This is a genomic window from Acetobacterium sp., assembly GCF_030652775.1.
GTDB lineage: Bacteria > Bacillota > Clostridia > Eubacteriales > Eubacteriaceae > Acetobacterium.
Genome location: NZ_JAUSPS010000049.1, coordinates 17,306 through 34,097, shown reverse-complemented (window position 1 = coordinate 34,097; position 16,792 = coordinate 17,306). Strand labels below are relative to the sequence as shown.

The 16,792-nt window shown below is 42.4% G+C and carries 16 protein-coding genes; 9 read left to right on the top strand and 7 right to left on the bottom strand.

Going from position 1 to position 16,792, the window contains the following annotated elements:
• Positions 1-3: 3 nt before the first annotated feature.
• The 4 genes from lsrF to Q7J41_RS08550 are packed head-to-tail and all read right to left on the bottom strand — an operon-like array spanning position 4 to position 2,905.
• Positions 4-882: a 3-hydroxy-5-phosphonooxypentane-2,4-dione thiolase gene (gene lsrF, locus Q7J41_RS08565; protein WP_304887132.1), complete on the bottom strand. Its 879-nt coding sequence runs from the start codon at positions 880-882 to the stop codon at positions 4-6.
• 2 nt (positions 883-884) lie between these two features.
• The gene (locus Q7J41_RS08560) at positions 885-1,883 is read right to left on the bottom strand and encodes a dihydroxyacetone kinase subunit DhaK (protein ID WP_304887130.1); all 999 of its coding nucleotides are present in this window, start codon (positions 1,881-1,883) and stop codon (positions 885-887) included.
• A gap of 48 nt (positions 1,884-1,931) precedes the next feature.
• Positions 1,932-2,252 carry a VOC family protein gene (locus Q7J41_RS08555; protein ID WP_304887129.1) on the bottom strand — a complete coding sequence of 107 codons (321 nt, stop codon included), beginning with the start codon at positions 2,250-2,252 and terminating at the stop codon, positions 1,932-1,934.
• A 26-nt stretch (positions 2,253-2,278) separates the two neighbouring features.
• Positions 2,279-2,905: a DAK2 domain-containing protein gene (locus Q7J41_RS08550; protein ID WP_304887127.1), complete on the bottom strand. Its 627-nt coding sequence runs from the start codon at positions 2,903-2,905 to the stop codon at positions 2,279-2,281.
• 204 nt (positions 2,906-3,109) lie between these two features.
• Between Q7J41_RS08550 and Q7J41_RS08545 the strand changes: the two genes are divergently transcribed.
• The 5 genes from Q7J41_RS08545 to Q7J41_RS08525 all read left to right on the top strand — a co-directional run bounded on the left by Q7J41_RS08545 (position 3,110) and on the right by Q7J41_RS08525 (position 9,075).
• Positions 3,110-4,027, top strand: coding sequence for a sugar-binding transcriptional regulator (locus tag Q7J41_RS08545; protein ID WP_304887126.1), 918 nt, complete (start codon positions 3,110-3,112; stop codon positions 4,025-4,027).
• Between the two features lie 190 nt (positions 4,028-4,217).
• Entirely contained in the window at positions 4,218-4,985 is a 768-nt protein-coding gene (locus tag Q7J41_RS08540; protein ID WP_304887124.1) for a DeoR/GlpR family DNA-binding transcription regulator, read from the top strand.
• A 610-nt stretch (positions 4,986-5,595) separates the two neighbouring features.
• On the top strand, positions 5,596-7,083 hold the full coding sequence (locus tag Q7J41_RS08535; RefSeq protein ID WP_304887123.1) for a glycerol kinase GlpK: 1,488 nt from the start codon (positions 5,596-5,598) through the stop codon (positions 7,081-7,083).
• Positions 7,084-7,280: 197 nt separating this feature from the next.
• Entirely contained in the window at positions 7,281-8,432 is a 1,152-nt protein-coding gene (locus Q7J41_RS08530; protein WP_304887121.1) for a uroporphyrinogen decarboxylase family protein, read from the top strand.
• Positions 8,433-8,445: 13 nt separating this feature from the next.
• Positions 8,446-9,075, top strand: a complete 630-nt coding sequence (locus tag Q7J41_RS08525) for a B12-binding domain-containing protein (RefSeq protein WP_304887119.1) — start codon at positions 8,446-8,448, stop codon at positions 9,073-9,075.
• Between the two features lie 203 nt (positions 9,076-9,278).
• On the opposite strand, the gene Q7J41_RS08520 is transcribed toward Q7J41_RS08525, so the two are convergent.
• On the bottom strand, positions 9,279-10,277 hold the full coding sequence (locus Q7J41_RS08520; RefSeq protein ID WP_304887117.1) for a dihydroxyacetone kinase subunit DhaK: 999 nt from the start codon (positions 10,275-10,277) through the stop codon (positions 9,279-9,281).
• A 285-nt stretch (positions 10,278-10,562) separates the two neighbouring features.
• Between Q7J41_RS08520 and Q7J41_RS08515 the strand changes: the two genes are divergently transcribed.
• From Q7J41_RS08515 to Q7J41_RS08505, 3 genes are all read left to right on the top strand, one after another.
• Positions 10,563-11,276, top strand: coding sequence for a LytTR family DNA-binding domain-containing protein (locus tag Q7J41_RS08515; protein WP_304887115.1), 714 nt, complete (start codon positions 10,563-10,565; stop codon positions 11,274-11,276).
• The gene (locus Q7J41_RS08510; RefSeq protein ID WP_304887114.1) at positions 11,273-12,133 is read left to right on the top strand and encodes a sensor histidine kinase; all 861 of its coding nucleotides are present in this window, start codon (positions 11,273-11,275) and stop codon (positions 12,131-12,133) included. The genes Q7J41_RS08515 and Q7J41_RS08510 overlap by 4 nt, the downstream gene beginning before the upstream one ends.
• A gap of 118 nt (positions 12,134-12,251) precedes the next feature.
• The gene (locus Q7J41_RS08505) at positions 12,252-13,184 is read left to right on the top strand and encodes a sugar-binding transcriptional regulator (protein WP_304887113.1); all 933 of its coding nucleotides are present in this window, start codon (positions 12,252-12,254) and stop codon (positions 13,182-13,184) included.
• A gap of 134 nt (positions 13,185-13,318) precedes the next feature.
• Here the strand turns inward: Q7J41_RS08505 and Q7J41_RS08500 are convergent, their stop codons facing one another.
• Positions 13,319-15,241 carry a DUF2207 domain-containing protein gene (locus Q7J41_RS08500; protein ID WP_304887111.1) on the bottom strand — a complete coding sequence of 641 codons (1,923 nt, stop codon included), beginning with the start codon at positions 15,239-15,241 and terminating at the stop codon, positions 13,319-13,321.
• Positions 15,242-15,334: 93 nt separating this feature from the next.
• The gene (locus Q7J41_RS08495; protein ID WP_304887109.1) at positions 15,335-15,892 is read right to left on the bottom strand and encodes a LemA family protein; all 558 of its coding nucleotides are present in this window, start codon (positions 15,890-15,892) and stop codon (positions 15,335-15,337) included.
• A 240-nt stretch (positions 15,893-16,132) separates the two neighbouring features.
• Between Q7J41_RS08495 and Q7J41_RS08490 the strand changes: the two genes are divergently transcribed.
• Positions 16,133-16,783, top strand: coding sequence for an HAD hydrolase-like protein (locus tag Q7J41_RS08490; RefSeq protein ID WP_304887107.1), 651 nt, complete (start codon positions 16,133-16,135; stop codon positions 16,781-16,783).
• The last annotated feature ends 9 nt before the right edge of the window (positions 16,784-16,792 follow it).

The following is a 16,792-nucleotide window of genomic DNA, read 5'->3' as shown; positions in this document are numbered from 1 at the left end:
GGATCAACGAGAAGAAAGATCGGTGTAAAATTCAAAGGCTTCGGTGCCGGTGAAGCCATCATGAACAACCTTGCGGATGCTCTGAATCATCGCAGCGGGATTGTCGGCCTGGAAGACGTTTCGACCCATATCTACTCCGGCAGCGCCTTTTTGAATGGCCTGATAGGTGATTTCCAGAGCTTCCTGTTCGGGAACCTTTTTGCCGCCGGCGATGACAATGGGTACCGGACAGGCCGCAGTGACCTCTTCAAAGTTATCGCAATAATAAACTTTGACAATCTGCACCCCGAATTCAGCCAGCATCCGGGTGGCCAGAGAAAAATATTTGGTGGTTCGTTCCATATCCTTGCCCACTGCGACAACGCCTAGAGTGGGGATGCCGTAGCGGTTACCGGCATCGACGGTTTTGATAATATTTTCAATGCTCTGGCATTCGTTTTCAGATCCAATAAAGGCCTGAATCGCCATACAGGTGGCATTCATCCGGATAGCGTCTTCGACGTTGACGCCAATGATTTCCTTGCTCATATCCTCTTTTAAGACCGAACTTCCGGCCGAGCAGCGCAGCGCAATGGCCTTGCCGTGATCTGGCCGGATACAGGTTCGCAGGGCACCACGGGTAGCCATCAGGACATCCGCATAGTCCTGAAGCGGTGGAATAGCAAGATCCATCCGCTCCAATCCCTGGGTAGGCCCCATGATATAACCGTGATCAAAGGCCAGCATCACAGTGTGACCGCTGTTAGGATTAAATATTTTTGACAGCCGGGTTTTCATTCCCCAATCCACATCGTCCATCCCTTTGACATGAAAATTCCGTTTTTTCATGGGCTGGTCAAATCCGAAGTCTTTGGCTTTTTTGATTGAATCCTGATCTGCCATAACTATCGACTCAAATAAGGGGTTTTGGCGGGGGTTTCCCAATAAGCCAGGTTTTCCGGAGTCATCCGGGCAAAGAACAGCTGGAAGCCAGCCTGTTCCTGAACCGTCAGAACCTCTTCAACCCAATTGGCGACAATTTTAATACCCTTTTCACTGAGATATTTATGAACCCGACGGAAGACCAGCAGCATTTCCATAATCGTGGTGGCACCGGTTCCGTTAACGATGACCATAACATTTTCGCCAGATTTAAGATCCAGGTCTTTGACCAGAGCCTCGGCCATGATTACTGCGGTTTCGTCGGCAGTGGCCATTTTCTGGCGTCCGCCACCGCCTTCGCCATGCTGACCCATGCCTACTTCCATTTCATCTTCGCCGAGATCAGCAAAGGATGCCCCATTCTGAGGATGGGTGGCAGTTTTGCAAGCCACCGCAATGGTGGCCATATTGTCCGCAAAATCCTGGGCAATGGCGGCGACCTCTACCAAAGACTTGCCCTGGGCGGCAGCGGCACCACAGATCTTATACAGGGGTACACAGCCTACCAGACCACGTCGGTTGGCAGCGTCGGAGCGGGGCGCATTGGCAATATCTTCCTGGGTGACCACCTTGATGACGTTTAGTCCCAATTTTTCAACTTCTTTCATGGTTCGGTCACCAGCTAACATATCGCCAGCATGGTTCAGCACCACAAAAAGCACACCTTTGCCTTTATCGGCCAGTTTCAGAGCTTCCACCACAGCCTTGTAACCCGGTGCGGCAAAAATATCCCCAACCACCGAAATGTCGATCATCCCTTCGCCGACAAAGCCTTCCAGAGCCGGCTCGTGACCAGCTCCGCCGATGGTGACAATGGTGACCCGATCGGCAGTTGCCAGACCCTTGTTGATGATTAGATTGTGGTCAGTCACCTCAAGAATTTTGGGGTTTGCCAGAGCCAGACCTTCTAATAATTCAGCCGTAATGTTATCAGGATTGTTAATAAACTTTTTCATTGTCATTGTATTTTCCCCCTTAAATTATTATTGTGGATAGTTTAAATGGAGTCGTTATTTCATTTCCATTAGTTCAATCACCGTGCCATCGACTTTGACAAAGGCAATGTCCAGATGTTCATCAACCGTCATTCGTTCGTTCAAAACGATCGCCTGGTGATCCTTGATAAAGGCATCAATATTGGGAACCTTATAGGCAACGTGGGTAAAATTAACCACATCCGGATGAAATGGGGTGCCTTCTTCAAATCTCAGATACTCAAATTTGAGCGGGTTATTGTCCGGTCCCGAGATATAAACCTTTAATCCCTCAGCGTAAAACTCTTCCAATACCGGTTCCGTAACGGGAACACCAACGTGCATGATTTCGTACATTTTTTTCTCCCTTCAGATTATGAAATTTATGCTAAATATCCTTTGGCCAGTCCTTCGTAAAAATAGGCGAAGGTAACTGAACCGGGATCCTTATGACCTAAACATCGATCTCCGATATAACGGGCCCGTCCAAATTTTGCCAGCATCCCGGCGGTATTGTCAGATCCGGTCCGGGCCGCTTGAGCAGCATTTTCGAGGGTTGTTTTCATATCATCGGTTGAGCTGCGGATCACCTCAGTGGCAGGGAAGATGGCATCCATCATTGATTTATCACCAACAACAGCTTTGGAAGTGGCAAAAAATTCGTCATAGGCACCAAGCAGGATACTTTTAATAAAGGCATCGGTGGATGGGGCATCGGGATCGGCTGCTTCCGCCATGCCATAAATAAAAGCGCCAAATAAGGGGCCAGCGGAACCGCCGCTGACATCTTCCAGAGCATCATTGAGCGATTTCAACCCCGCTTTCAGGTTGGTGGTGTCATTCCAGGTTTCGATTTCAGCAGTCATTACTTTTGTCAGCTTCTTCATAGTGGTGCCATGATCTCCATCACCCAGCGCACAATCCAGATCAGTCAGAATATCAACATGATCGGCAATTTCCCGGGCGGCAGCAAGGAACAGGCTTTTGATTTTCAATGGTTTTATCGGCATTATTGCACCCCCATAATCGTTTGCATCTTTTTAATTAGTATAGCAAGTGTCAATGGGGAAGTCAAACATAATTAGCATATGTTACATCAGAACAAGATAATATTTAATAATAATCAGTTATTTGACAATATATTGACATATGATAGATATTGTTATATATTAGACAATAGAAACACTGACAGGTTAAGAAATAGGAGTGAACAAATGAAAGAGAAAGAGTTATTGCGACTCATCCAAATTTCAAAATTATATTATGAAGAGAATAAGACCCAGGCAGAAATTGCCAGGATAATGGATATCTCCAGACCGTTGGTGAGTAATTTATTAAACAAAGCCAGGAAAGAAGGGATTGTAAAAATCGATATCCTCTCGTATCAGCACTCCAACATGGGATTGAGTCAGAACCTTTGTCGCTGTTTTAATCTGAAAACCTGCCATGTAGTGGCGGCGGCAGAAGACCTTCATCAGGAGGCGGCTGGGATCGTAGTGGATTTTCTTGAGAAAACCAAGGTCCTGGCTCTGGGATGGGGATATAATATCAACAAAATGATTGAAGCCCTGCCCCGGACAAATAGCGGCGCAACAGCTCATGGTATTGTCTGCCCCCTGATTGGAACAGCCACCGTTCCCCATCGGGGTTATCACCCGAATGAGTTGGCTACCGAACTGTCCCATAAAACGGGGCTTCAGGCGGAATATCTGATTAGTCCGGCTTTTCCCACCACCGAGCAGGATCAGGAACTGTTCATGAATACCAATAATTATCAAGAAATTCTGGAGCGATGGCGGAAAACTGACACTGCCATAATTACCCTGGGCAGTTTTCCGCTGGTTCCGGATCATGGGACGGCGCTGCGGTTTGGCAAGAAACTCACACAGGAAAAAGCAGTCGGGAGTCTGCTGTCTTATTTTTTTAATCTTCAGGGCGAGCGGATTGAAGGGGATGACGATTATGCCATCCAGATACCCCTAAAGCTGTTGACCCGAATCAAACATGTCATCGGGATTGTTCCCCCGGAATCCAATACCAGTGCGGTCATCAGCTGTCTGCGAACCGGTTATATCAAGCATCTGGTGATTACCGAACAAACAGCAAAGGAAGTACTAAACCAAAATGAGTGAAATTGATACCTAGCTCTAAAGCTGTTTTCATGATGTTATGCTTGCTATAATGTGGGTTTGTAGGTACAATTTAGAGCAAAGATTAATTTTAAAAATTTGTTCTGACAAATCAAGAGTAATGTGTCCTTGATAACAGTAGAAATCTTGTTAGGTTGAAATGCAGAAGGGATTCTTATAAGGAGAAACACAGATGTTACATATAGATCGAAGAAAAGAAATACTTAATACAGTTATGAATAAAGGCTCGGTAAAAGTTGCTAGTCTTTCTCAAAAATATGGTGTAGGCGAGGCAACTATCCGACGGGATTTAAAATATCTTGCTGAGGAATATGGGATTACCTTGTCCTATGGCGGAGCTTTCAGAAAAGAAAAAATAAACTATCAGACGACGTCAGAAATGGATATCTTTAAAAAGCGAACTCAGAATATCGAAGAGAAGCGGTTAATTGCAGAAAAAGCGGCAAGACTTATTGAAAATGGTGATACCATCGCTTTAAATGCTGGCAGCACCGTCGAACTGGTACTTGACTATCTTGAAGATATTAAGGATCTCAATTTAATTACGCTCTCTCTCACGGTGGCATTAAAAGCTTCCACTATTTCAGGGATCACTGTTTATATGCCGGGCGGAAAGCTGCGAAGTTTTTCAGGTGCATTTTACGGGAAGGAAGCCAATGAATTTTTGAAAAGTTTTAATATAGACAAAGCTTTTATGGGGGTTATGGCGGTATCCATCGATAAAGGAATTACTCATGGTGCTTTTGAAGAAATTGAAATCAATCAGACAATTTATGAAATCAGTCGGAAGTGTTACCTGATGGCTGATTACTCGAAATTTGAGAAGGTCTCTCTGACAAAAATGGTCGATTTGAATGTTTTTGATGGTTTTGTACTGGATGATAAGACTCCCGAAATATATCAGGAATATTGCAAAAGTAATAATATAGAAATAATATAGACACAATCAATTCAAACATGGCCTTTTGAATAGTATTAGAGACGCATCGATACAAACGATGCGTTTTTTTATTTTGACTTAAATCCAGGTTAAAAATTAACTATATGATTTACAATGATTTTTCGTAAGGAACAAGGGATTAGGGTGTCAAAAGTAACCAGCAGTTTTTTTAGAATCGTGGCCTGCATATGATGGTTGAAAAAGAAATTGGCAAAATCGCAAAAAAAAACAAGATAGACAATGAAAGGCTTGTTTAAATAGCATGAAAAAATCGACATGAAGATATAAAGTGCATACAAAGTCGATATAAAAACACTATAAAGTAAATGCGAAATTATTGACAACGTTTAATAATCATGATATATTGACGAATAAAGATAGTAAAATAATTTATATTACGAATGATACCTCGGATTAGTTTTGGGGTATGACATTATGAGAAAGTATATTACTGATGGAATGGTGTTGATTTTTTAAACCAGTTAAATCGAGGCATTGCAAAAGTTGAAGAATTCGGTTTATATTGTTTTGATAACGTTCCGAGTAAACACTACCAAAGCAAAAGCATATTTGCAATCGCTCAAACCAAATGATTTCAAAGGAGAAAGAAATGAAAAAGTATGTACTCGTTATTGATGAAGGAACCACCGGCACCCGAGCTTTGATTTTCAATGAAAAATTGCAAATTGTTGCTCAGAGTTATGAGGAATTCACACAGTACACCCCAAGCGAAGACAAGGTTGAGCATGACGCAATGGAAATTTATGAAAAAAGTGTGGCAATGTGTAAAAAAGCCATTGGCGAGGCCATGATTTCGCCTGAAGAAATTGCCTGTATCGGGATTACCAATCAGCGGGCTACCTGTCTGGTGTGGGACAAGGAAACCGGAGAACCCTTACATAATGCAATCGTTTGGCAGGATACGAGAACCGCAGCATTCTGTCAGGAACTCAATGCTGGAGACTGGGGCGAAAAAGTGCGAAAGACGACCGGCTGGACTTTAGGACCGGTATATTCGTCAATGATGCTGAATTGGTATATTAACAATGTTCCCATGATCAAAGAAAAAATTGAAGCCGGAGAAGCTCTTTTTGGCACCATCGATACCTGGCTCATTTGGAAGTTAACGGGTGGAAAAAAACATGCCGTCAGTTATTCTAATGCTTCGGTTATGGGGAGCCTAGATTTAAGAACCGGAGAATGGTATGACGAATTCTTAACTTATCTGGGAATCGATCGAAAAATATTTCCGGAAATTATCACAGATTCAGGGGACTATGGGGTTTCACAAAAAGATATTCTGGGTGCGGAAATTCCGATTACCGGTGTTATTGCCGATCAGCATGCCGCATTATTTGCCCAGGGATGCCGTACTGCAGGGACCGGAAAAATCACCAATGGTACCGGTTCATTTTTAGATATCAACGTTGGCACAGAATGTGTGGTTTCCGACCAGGGTCTTAACACGGTCATTGCCTGGAAACTCGGAGATGTGATGACATATGCTCTAGAAGGTTATGAATCTGTTACCGGTTCCGCCGTGCAATGGTTAAGAGACGGGTTGGAAGTGATTGCCGAGTCCAGCGAAACCGAAGATCTGGCTCGCTCAGTTGAAGATACGAACGGGGTATACTTTGTTCCGGCACTGACTGGATTGAGCGCCCCTTATCATGATCCTTATGCCCGAGGCACTATTTTTGGAATCACTCGTGGGACGAAAAAAGCCCATCTGGTCAGAGCCACATTGGAAGGTATCGCCTTTAGACTTAAAGATATTATGGACGTTGTGGCTAATGAAGCCGGTATTAAAATGAAAACCATCCGGATTGACGGTGGGGCCTCGAAAAATAACTTGCTGGCGCAAATGATGGCCGATATGATGGATGTTCAGGTAGATCGACCGTTCTCAGTGGAAGCAACCAGTTTAGGTGCTGCTGAAATGGCCGGACTCTACGTCGGTCTATGGAAAGAAGCCGATTTTGATGCAGCGCTCACCATTGAAGCCAGCTTCATCCCGGAAATAGCGGCAGAAAAAAGAAGCAAAGCCTATGCTGGATGGCAGGAAGCTATTAAACGATCAATGAATTGGAATTATTAGGCTAATTCATAACAGTATAATGATAAATCGCTAAAGTATATGCAATTGTGAAAGTGCCCGAGCTTGTTGTCTGTTGCCATGAACCAGAAGAGATTTGGATTGTGATTTCTTCTGGTTATGAAAACTAACAACAAAGATATGGATAGCATCGTAAATGAATTTAATCATTGCGATGATTTTGAATAGGGAGGTATAAAATGAATTCACGAGAAAGAGTCATGACAGCAGTCAATCACAAAGAACCGGATCGAGTACCGGTGGACATGGTACTGACCATCGATGTATACCGGGATATGAAAAAAGTTTTGGATATGATGCACCTTCCCGAGACGCCCCGGATGGGACGCTGGACCGAGGTACAGATGCCCATTGAAATGATAAAAAAATTGGGAATCGACATGTATTATATATCCCCACGTTCTGGGAACTCCATTCATAGTAAAAGTTTTGATGACGGCAGCTTCACCGATGAATGGGGATGCTATTGGAAAAAAACAGCCATTGATGGCGGCCATTTCTACTTTGAACTGGTTAATCCGCCGCTGGCTCATGCCACGATTGAGGATCTCGAAACCTATGTTTGGCCTGATCCCGAAGATCCCAAACGCTATGCTGGATTAATGGAAGAAATGAAAGAAGTTAGGGAAACTACCGATTTAGCAATTTTAGCCAAATTTGCGGGGGCCGTATTTGAATTGGCAACCTATATGCGGGGTCATGAACAGTGGTACCGTGATATCATCAACAATCAGGAATTCGCTCATGCCCTGATGGATAAAATCTGTCAGATTCAAAAGCGGACTAACGAGGTGATTATGGCCGAGGTCGGAGAATACGTTGATATTTTAAGACTCAGCGGCGAGGACTTGGGAATGCAGGATCGTCCGTTGCTTTCTCCAAAAACCTTTAGAAAGGTGGTTAAACCTCATCTTAAGGAACTTTGGGAGCATGCAAAAAAAACACTACACCTATACAATCCAGAAGCAAAAATTATGTTGCATACCTGCGGATCGGTCAGACCTTTTATTTCGGATATAATTGAATGCGGAGTGGATATCCTTGATCCGGTGCAACCTGCGGCAAAGGATATGAATCGCTACGAATTAAAAGAAGCTTTTGGAAAGGATATCGTTTTTCATGGCAACATCGACATTCAAAATATTTTGCCCTTTGGAACAATCGACGATGTCACCCGAGAGGTGCAAGATGCGATTAAAGCCTTGGCTCCCGGCGGGGGATTTTTATTGGCGCCGGCTCATAACGTTCAGGGCGATGTGAGTGCGGAAAAACTGGTGCACATGGTAAAATGTGTTTGCGAATATGGAAACTATCCCATTAACCTGGAGTAAGGGAGGAATTAAAATGGAAATGTTAAAGAAAATATCAGAAACATTGTATGATGGTGATGAATTTGCCATGCCTGGACTGGTCCAGGAGGCTATCGATGCCGGAATAACTCCCCAGGAAGTCCTCGATGCCATGATGGCAGGGATGGCTATTGTAGGTGATGAATTTAGTCGGGACGAACTCTATATTCCGGAAGTTCTCTGTTCTTGTCATGCGATGATGGAGGGTTCGAAAGTATTAAAGCCGCTGTTGACGGATCAGGATGCTAAATCCCTTGGTACCGTTGTTCTTGGCAGCGTCCAGGGAGATATGCATGATATCGGAAAAAATCTGGTTGGGATGCTCCTGGAAGGCCGGGGCCTGAAGGTGATTGATATCGGCGTTGATGTGCCTGCTGAAATATTTGTGGAAGCCGCCATTGCAAATAAAGCTGACATTGTCGCCTGTTCAGCACTACTGACCACGACAATGCCAGAAGTTCCTAAAATTATTAAAGCGTTTGAGGACGCTGGGATCCGGGATCAGGTAAAAATCATGATCGGTGGGGCACCTATTACTCAGGAATTCAGTGATCGTACTGGATGTGATGCTTATGCTAAAGATGCCGGGGGAGCTGCGACACTGGCGATAGAATTGTGTCAATAATAAAAGACTTAATTAATCGGGTCATTTCAGACCAGTAGTTTTGTTTTTATTTCACCAGGGATAAAGACCAATAGTGAAATAATTAGTTTCATAGAAAAGAAAACAGCAACCAATCACCTTTAGATTGGCTGCTGTTTTTTTTATTACGGTATTTCGAATCAGAGGTGCAGGCAAGAAATGAGATTTATTAAAAATTTGTTCAATCATCGCACTAAGTAAGGTGTTCGTGCCGTTGCGTTCCAAAACCAGAGGTTCTGAGCATTCATGCGGGCAAAAAATAATTGAAATCCGGCTTGTTCCTGTACGGTCAGAACTTCTTCAACCCAATTTGCCACAATTTTGATCCCTTTGGCACTTAAATATTTGTGAACGCATCTGAAAATAATCAGCATCTCCATGATGGTTGTGGAACCGGTGCCATTGACAATGACCATGATTTCCTCGCCAGTACAGAGATTTAAATCAGCAATAAGCAAATCTGACATAAGGATGGCAGTTTCATCGGCATTTTTCATTTCTTGACGGCTACCACCGCCTTCGCCATGCTGACCCACTCCAATCTCCATTTCGTCATTCCCGAGTACGGCAAAAGCCGAACCATTCTGGGGATGGGTGGCAGTTTTACAGGCCACCGCAATGGTTGCCATGTTATCTGCAAAATCCTGAGCAATGGCGGTTACTTCGTAGAGCGATTTTCCTTGGGCGGCAGCAGCACCAACGATTTTATACAGAGGCACGCATCCCATCAGGCCCCGACGTCGGTGTGCCTCTGAACGAGGAGCGAAGGCCACATCTTCCTGGGTAACAACCATGGATACATTAATGCCAGCTTTGCGGGCTTCTTCCATGGTTCGGGTTCCAGCCAGCATATCGCCAGCATGGTTCAAAACAACTAACAGAATTCCCTTGCCTTTGTCAGCAAGCCGTAGCGCTTCAAGAACCGCTTTATAACCAGGCGCAGCAAAAACATCACCAACTACGGCAATATCGATCATGCCTTCACCAACAAAGCCTTCCAGTGCTGGTTCATGACCGGATCCCCCCAGGGTAACGATGGTGACGCGGCTGGCAGTTTTGAGCCCTTTGTTGACAACGAGATTGTTAGGCCTTACCTCCAGAATTAATGGATTGGCAAGAGCCAGACCTTCAAGTAATTCAGAGGTGATGTTTTCTGGTTTATTAATAAACTTTTTCAGAGTCATGTCGGTTCCTTTTAGTATCAGAGTTTGTTTTGAATCATTGCCATCACAATCCCAGCATAAACAGACAGTTTACACTGTAAACTGAACTAAAATTGGTTGGATGGATCATTTAATACTAGCAAATTTTATGGATTAAAACAATAATGATGTCATGAAAACAGAATATGATGTCATCAAAAATAAAACTGACTGGTTAAATAAGCGTAAAAGATTGTATCACAGGCTTTTATACGTTATAATAATTCAATTGAAAAGTATGATTTTGGCTGAAATAAAAGGTGAAAAATGTTAAAAATTGCGGTTTGCGAAGATGAGGAACAACATAAAAATATACTTGTCGATTTGATTGGGCGATATCCATTTGAAACGGATTATCATTTAACCACATTTCAGTTTGGCTATGAACTCATTGAAGCAAGTAACAAAGGGATTAATTATGATATTATTTTTCTTGATATGTGTTTAGATAATGAAGATGGTATTGAGATCGCAAATGAGATCAGAAAAACGGATAATGAGGTTCATATTATTATTACCACATCTTTAATTGAGTATGCCGTATTAGGTTATTCGGTTAATGCTAGTGACTTTTTACTAAAACCATTTCCGGAAGAAAAACTATTTCATGTTTTAAAAAAGCTGGAAAATGACATTAGCCAAGCAAAGACCAGTTTTTATGAATTCGAAATAAATAATGAAAAAATATTTTTGAAAAGTGATGAGATATTATATTTTGAGAGTCTCGGTAGAAAGATAAAAGTGGCCACCTTTGAAGCAGAGTATGAATATTACTACACGATTTCAGCTTTGGAAAAGGAATTGAATTCATTGCGCTTTGTTTTATGTCATCGATCTTACATTGTTAATCTTAAGAATGTCAAAAGTATCAAAACAAAAACAGTGGTATTGAAAAATGGCGTGATGATACCAATCAGTCCCAAACGGAATCAGAAAGTATATGATGCCTTCACCCGGTATTTGGTAGGATCGATGGAATGAAAACTTCGTTAGTCATTCGGAACATTGTCCTTTTAAGTATTCCAGTTATCAGTTTAATTGTTGGTTTGAACCTTTATTTTATTGATGTTCATGTCGCAGGTAGGCATTTAGTTGGAATCGCTTCTTTGGGTGCCCTGGTATACATTAATGTAGTTATTTTTGTTATCTTAAAAGTATTGGATCATGAATCCAAAAATATAAATGAATACAAGAATGTTAATATTCAGCTGGAGCTCCAACAGAAACACTATAAAGAAATGCTCGAAAAAAATTATCAGGTGAGAGGATTATGGCATGATATGAACAACCATGTCATCACCATGCAGTATTTAATCAAAAATCAGGCCTGCGATGAAATTGAGGATTATTTACTTCAATTCCATGAATTGCTTCAGAATGCGGTGGATCATAATCGATCGGGAAATAATGTGGTGGATGCCCTGTTGAATTATAAAATCAAGGTTGCCGCTGACAATAAGATTAATTTTGTCCATTACATTGCCATCCCGGAAAACCTGAAAATGAACAGCATTGATCTATCCATCATTCTAGGGAATGTCCTGGACAATGCCATTGAGGGCTGTTTGCGGGATTCACGACAGGATCAGGATAAAATAATCAAGTTTAATATGTACTACAAGCGGGAGAGTCTGCTCATTGACATTGAGAACACCATTGATGAAAAGACCATCCAAAAATCGGGGAACAACATGGTTAGCAGCAAACGAATTGATGAGGAACAAAGTGGTTACGGCATTTCTAATGTAAAACAGGTTTTAAAAAACTACGAAGGTAACATGGTCACTCAGATTCTTGATGACCGATTTAAATGCACGATCCTGATTCCCTTGGACTAAAAAACTATGAAAACCTAGCCAGCAAGAAGGTCTGAAATTGAGGTATTCAAAATTGACAAAAGCCCGCAGATGCGATATATTATACAGGCATTTAAAGCGTTAGGATGAGGTGATTTTGTTGAAAGAAAAAGAATTGTGTCGTTTGATACATGTTTCGCAATTATATTATGAGGAAAATAAAACCCAGTCTGAAATCGCCAGTGATTTAGATATATCCCGTCCGGCAGTCAGTTACCTTTTAAATAAGGCCAGAAAAGCAGGAATTGTTAAGATCGATGTTCTTTCATATCATCGCACCATCAGGGGAATAAGACATGAATTATGCCACCATTTTAACCTGAAAAGCTGTCGTGTGGTTACATTACCGGATGATCTTTATCAAATCGGCGCTGATGTGCTGCTGGATTTTCTACCCAAAACAAAGATATTGGGGTTGGGCTGGGGTTATAATATGGATAAAATTATTGATGCGTTGCCCCAACAAAACGATGAGGGCATTAACGGCGGAATAATCTGCCCGCTGATCGGTGCAACTACGGCACCCCAACGGGGTTACCACCCGGATGATCTGGTTAAAGAGCTTTCACAGAAAAGTGGTTGTAAAGGTGAATTCCTGAATTGCCCGGCTATTCCCACCACAGCGGAGGAGCAGGTTCGCGTGATGGCGTCGGATGATTTTAAGCGAATTGAAGATTATTGGAAAAGAACTACAACGGCATTGATAACCTTGGGAAGCTTTCCCTCAGTGCCGGACCATGGTTCAGCCCAGCGGTTTGGAAGAACACTGATCGAAGAAAAAGCAGTTGGATGTTTGCTCTCGTATTTTTTTAATCCTCAAGGGGAGTTGATTCAGGGTGATGATGACTATGCGATTCAAATTCCCCTAAATCTGTTAGCCCGGGTCAGAGATGTTATCGGCTTTGTACCTCAGGAGGCCAACGTTGATTCAGTGATCAGTGGCTTAAAAACCGGATATTTCAAACATCTGGTTATCACCGAAACCCTGGCAAGCGAAATTATTAAACAAATGGCCGAAAACAAAAGTGTTTAGTGCGGAAACTGGATAAAACGCCGGATCATAAAAATGATCCGGCGTTTTATATTTGATGAGATGCTGATGTTGAGTAAAAGGGTCAACTTAGCGGATTGTAAATTCAGTCGGTTACGATGTCGGGGGAATGGCAATTACCAGCCACCGACGCCACCACCACCGCCACCACCACCGGAGAATCCGCCGCCGGAAAATCCGCCACCGCCGGATCCACCAGATCCGGAGTTAGGTGGAACAATGATATCTGATGCGATACTGTTCATACTTCGTGTTAAACTTGAAACGAACAATAGGGAAGTGAAATTATTGCCGTATGTGGTGCCATAATACCAGCTGGGCTGTTCGATGGCAATGGACTCAAAATTCTTGGCCCACTTATCTGTCACTCCCAACACATAGGCATAGGGCAAAATATTGAAAAAATACTGAGGATTCTCGTTGACCAGAGCCAGAATCCGATCCTTTTCGGCTTTTTCAATAAAGTTCTTAAAACCGAGAACCTGACCCAGCCACAGGCGTCCTGTTTCGGTTCTCTGGGTTGCAATTATCTGGAAAAAGGCGGTGCCATAGGTAGCCAGCAGAGCCAGCAGCGCTGGAAGCAGGGACGTGTATTCCAGTAAGATATTAACAACAATCAAAATTAACGCCGCCACAATCAGGATAACGACTCCCAGAATGATCCGGCCAACGGTTCTTTTTCTGGCCACGCCGTTGCGGTTGCGCAGGGCTGACGTAATGATATTAGCCCCGAAAACGGTGGGGGCAGCCGCAAAACAGGAAACAATGCCGATAAAGATCATTCCTTCGAAAAAAGAAGTCAACATGCCAAGCTTATAGGCGCCATTGATGGCATAAGCCAGCAGCGGCAGAGCCATAAAAATACTGATAACGACCAGACCAACCTTAGAAGCGGCGGTAAAGATCTGATTCTCCGGAATATCGAAATAGCCTTTAATCTGTTCCCTGGTTGCCACAATGGCATCGTAAAAACTGGCCGGTACACTGACTGTCGAAAAGCTGTCTTTTTGATCAAAAATGTTATTAAACAGGGTATGTTCAAAATCTTCGGCAGTGTTCGGCAAATTTTTGATTTTATGGAAGATGAACTTTTTCTTATCCACCTGTTCAATGGTCATATAGCCCTTATCGGCCCAATACATCAGCAGCGACATGACCTCTGGTTTATCCAGGGCACCATCCACAATAAAGCCGATTTGCGATGGGGTGAAGTTCTGGGGCGGATAAAACTCCACCGTTTCGACCGGTTTCTTATCTCGGCCAGTGAAAAGCCAAATTAAGGCACCGCCAAGCAGCGACAGACCAAAAATGATGTACATAAACGGTATGAATTCGTCACCGGTGAAGGCGCCGACAAAATATCCTTCAGGTAATTCTACTCTTAGTGTTACACCTTCACCGGGAGAGAGTGGACGGTTGAGCGTTCCTTCAATGGTGGTACCACTTACCGCAAAATCAATGGCAGTTGTATCGACACTGCCATAAGAACCGGTTAAAAACGTTACGCTTTTTGCATCAAATTCTTTTGGCATATTAATTACGAAATGTCCACCGAGAATGTTGGTATTTGTTTGATGACCTATTATATCATAATAAACATCATCCATAGAGTCAATTTTATCATCGCCAGGGTTCCAAGTATAAGAGATTGGATATATCTGAGTTCCACTAACATATTTATCACCAGAACCTATTTTTATTATGTAGCTATCGTTTTCGGTAGAAGTTTCGTAATTCCATCCTGGAACGGTTATGTTGGTTAATCGAGCATTATACGGAGTTTCAACAGGTTGACCATCAATTTCCCGATAAAAGGTACCTTTATAATTAATAAATTGATAAATTCCATGAAGTGGTTGAGAAAACGCAACGGTTAAACGTTCATCAATTTGATAGGCATGGTCTTCCTGAACGTTCATGGTAACATCAAACTGAGTAATATCAAAAGATTCCTTTGCAAAGGTGCTTCCGGGAAAAATAATTCCTAAAAGAAGAAGGCCAAGAAGGCCAAGTAGTATCGGGGTGCTTTGCTTTTTCACATGGTTTACCTCCTAAAAGTTTGTCCTGACGGCACTGTAAAAGCACCGTCAGGATTGCTGTAATAAATGAATTTACGAATAAATCTGAGCGGACTAGTTAAATTTAACCTGAACGTTTTCTCGTTCTTCAGCAGAACCAACTTCGAAGAAAGGTTGTTTTTTGAATCCGAACATACTGGCAATCAGATTGCTGGGGAAGGATTCAACCTTAGTATTCATGGTGCGGACAACCGCATTGTAGTATTTTCGGGAGTTGGCAATTTCATCTTCCAGCATTTTTAACTGTTGTTGTAAATCCAGAAAATTTGTATTTGCCTGGAGTTGGGGATAGGCTTCAGCTACAGCAAAGAGACTTTTCAAGGTGCCGGATAAAGCATTTTCATTGGCGATTTTTTCGTCAATGCTGGTTGAATTCATCGCCGCTGTCCGCGCTGCGGTTACCTTGGTAAAAGTTTCAGATTCATGGGTAGCATAACCCTTGACGGTTTCCACAAGGTTGGGAATCAGATCGTATCGCTTCTTAAGATAAACATCCATGGTGGAAAAAGCTTCTTCGACCTGATTTTTGATGCTGACGAAGCTATTTCGAGAAATAACAAGCCATAGACCGATGATCACAATAAGACCGAGAATAATTGGAATAGCAATCATTTTTAATAATCCTCCTTAAACAATTTTATTATTGGTATTATATCACGTCCCCAAACCAGCTACAATGAAATTAAGGGATACTTTTAAATGGAGCAATATCAAAGAAAAATTATATGTGTTAAACGATTTAATCCAGTAAAGAGTAAGTTTGTCTTGTTGGACTTTCTTTTCTATATTATAATTAATACAAACAAGAAGTTGTCAACGGTGCATAAAGAAACCTGTGCAAAAGGAGAAATGATGAAATATTCACATATACTATTTGACCTGGACGGAACCCTCATCGATTCGAGAGAAACCATACGTTGTTCCTTCGAATATGCCTTAGAAAAAATGAATGTTCCCGATCCGAAAGTTTTAGACATTAATTCTTTAATTGGCCCCCCGATGCTTAAAACCTTTCAAGAAGTTTATGGGTTTTCATTGGATGAAGCAAGGAAAGGCTATGAATTCTATCTGGAAGAATATGTTGGTAATGGCCAGATGTACCAGGCTCAGCTTTATGAGGGTGTCAAAGAAACGATTCATACCCTCTATCAAAAGGATTGCTTTTTAGGCGTGGCCACAACAAAAAATGAAACCAATGCCCGAAAAATAATTAACAGTCTGGAGCTTGATATCCCGATTGATTGCATTTATGGTACCTATAACGATGGTACCCGCAGTAATAAAAAAGAAATCATCACCAATCTTTTGGAAGATAATGATGTCCTGGATTTAGCTGACGTCTTAATGGTCGGGGATCGTCATTACGATATTATCGGCGCCAGCGAAGTGGGCATTGATTCCGTCGGTGTGACCTACGGTTGCGGCAGCGAAGACGAACTGAGACAGGCCGGGGCTACCCACCTGATTGCCAGCATTAATGATTTACTGGAGATTATAAAGTAGGAGGATACA

Bases quoted from the DNA above. Each gene is read 5' to 3' on its own strand.
- lsrF (WP_304887132.1), bottom strand. From the start codon at position 882: ATGGCAGATCAGGATTCAATCAAAAAAGCCAAAGACTTCGGATTTGAC.
- Q7J41_RS08560 (WP_304887130.1), bottom strand. From the start codon at position 1,883: ATGACAATGAAAAAGTTTATTAACAATCCTGATAACATTACGGCTGAA.
- Q7J41_RS08555 (WP_304887129.1), bottom strand. From the start codon at position 2,252: ATGTACGAAATCATGCACGTTGGTGTTCCCGTTACGGAACCGGTATTG.
- Q7J41_RS08550 (WP_304887127.1), bottom strand. From the start codon at position 2,905: ATGCCGATAAAACCATTGAAAATCAAAAGCCTGTTCCTTGCTGCCGCC.
- Q7J41_RS08545 (WP_304887126.1), top strand. From the start codon at position 3,110: ATGAAAGAGAAAGAGTTATTGCGACTCATCCAAATTTCAAAATTATAT.
- Q7J41_RS08540 (WP_304887124.1), top strand. From the start codon at position 4,218: ATGTTACATATAGATCGAAGAAAAGAAATACTTAATACAGTTATGAAT.
- Q7J41_RS08535 (WP_304887123.1), top strand. From the start codon at position 5,596: ATGAAAAAGTATGTACTCGTTATTGATGAAGGAACCACCGGCACCCGA.
- Q7J41_RS08530 (WP_304887121.1), top strand. From the start codon at position 7,281: ATGAATTCACGAGAAAGAGTCATGACAGCAGTCAATCACAAAGAACCG.
- Q7J41_RS08525 (WP_304887119.1), top strand. From the start codon at position 8,446: ATGGAAATGTTAAAGAAAATATCAGAAACATTGTATGATGGTGATGAA.
- Q7J41_RS08520 (WP_304887117.1), bottom strand. From the start codon at position 10,277: ATGACTCTGAAAAAGTTTATTAATAAACCAGAAAACATCACCTCTGAA.
- Q7J41_RS08515 (WP_304887115.1), top strand. From the start codon at position 10,563: ATGTTAAAAATTGCGGTTTGCGAAGATGAGGAACAACATAAAAATATA.
- Q7J41_RS08510 (WP_304887114.1), top strand. From the start codon at position 11,273: ATGAAAACTTCGTTAGTCATTCGGAACATTGTCCTTTTAAGTATTCCA.
- Q7J41_RS08495 (WP_304887109.1), bottom strand. From the start codon at position 15,892: ATGATTGCTATTCCAATTATTCTCGGTCTTATTGTGATCATCGGTCTA.
- Q7J41_RS08490 (WP_304887107.1), top strand. From the start codon at position 16,133: ATGAAATATTCACATATACTATTTGACCTGGACGGAACCCTCATCGAT.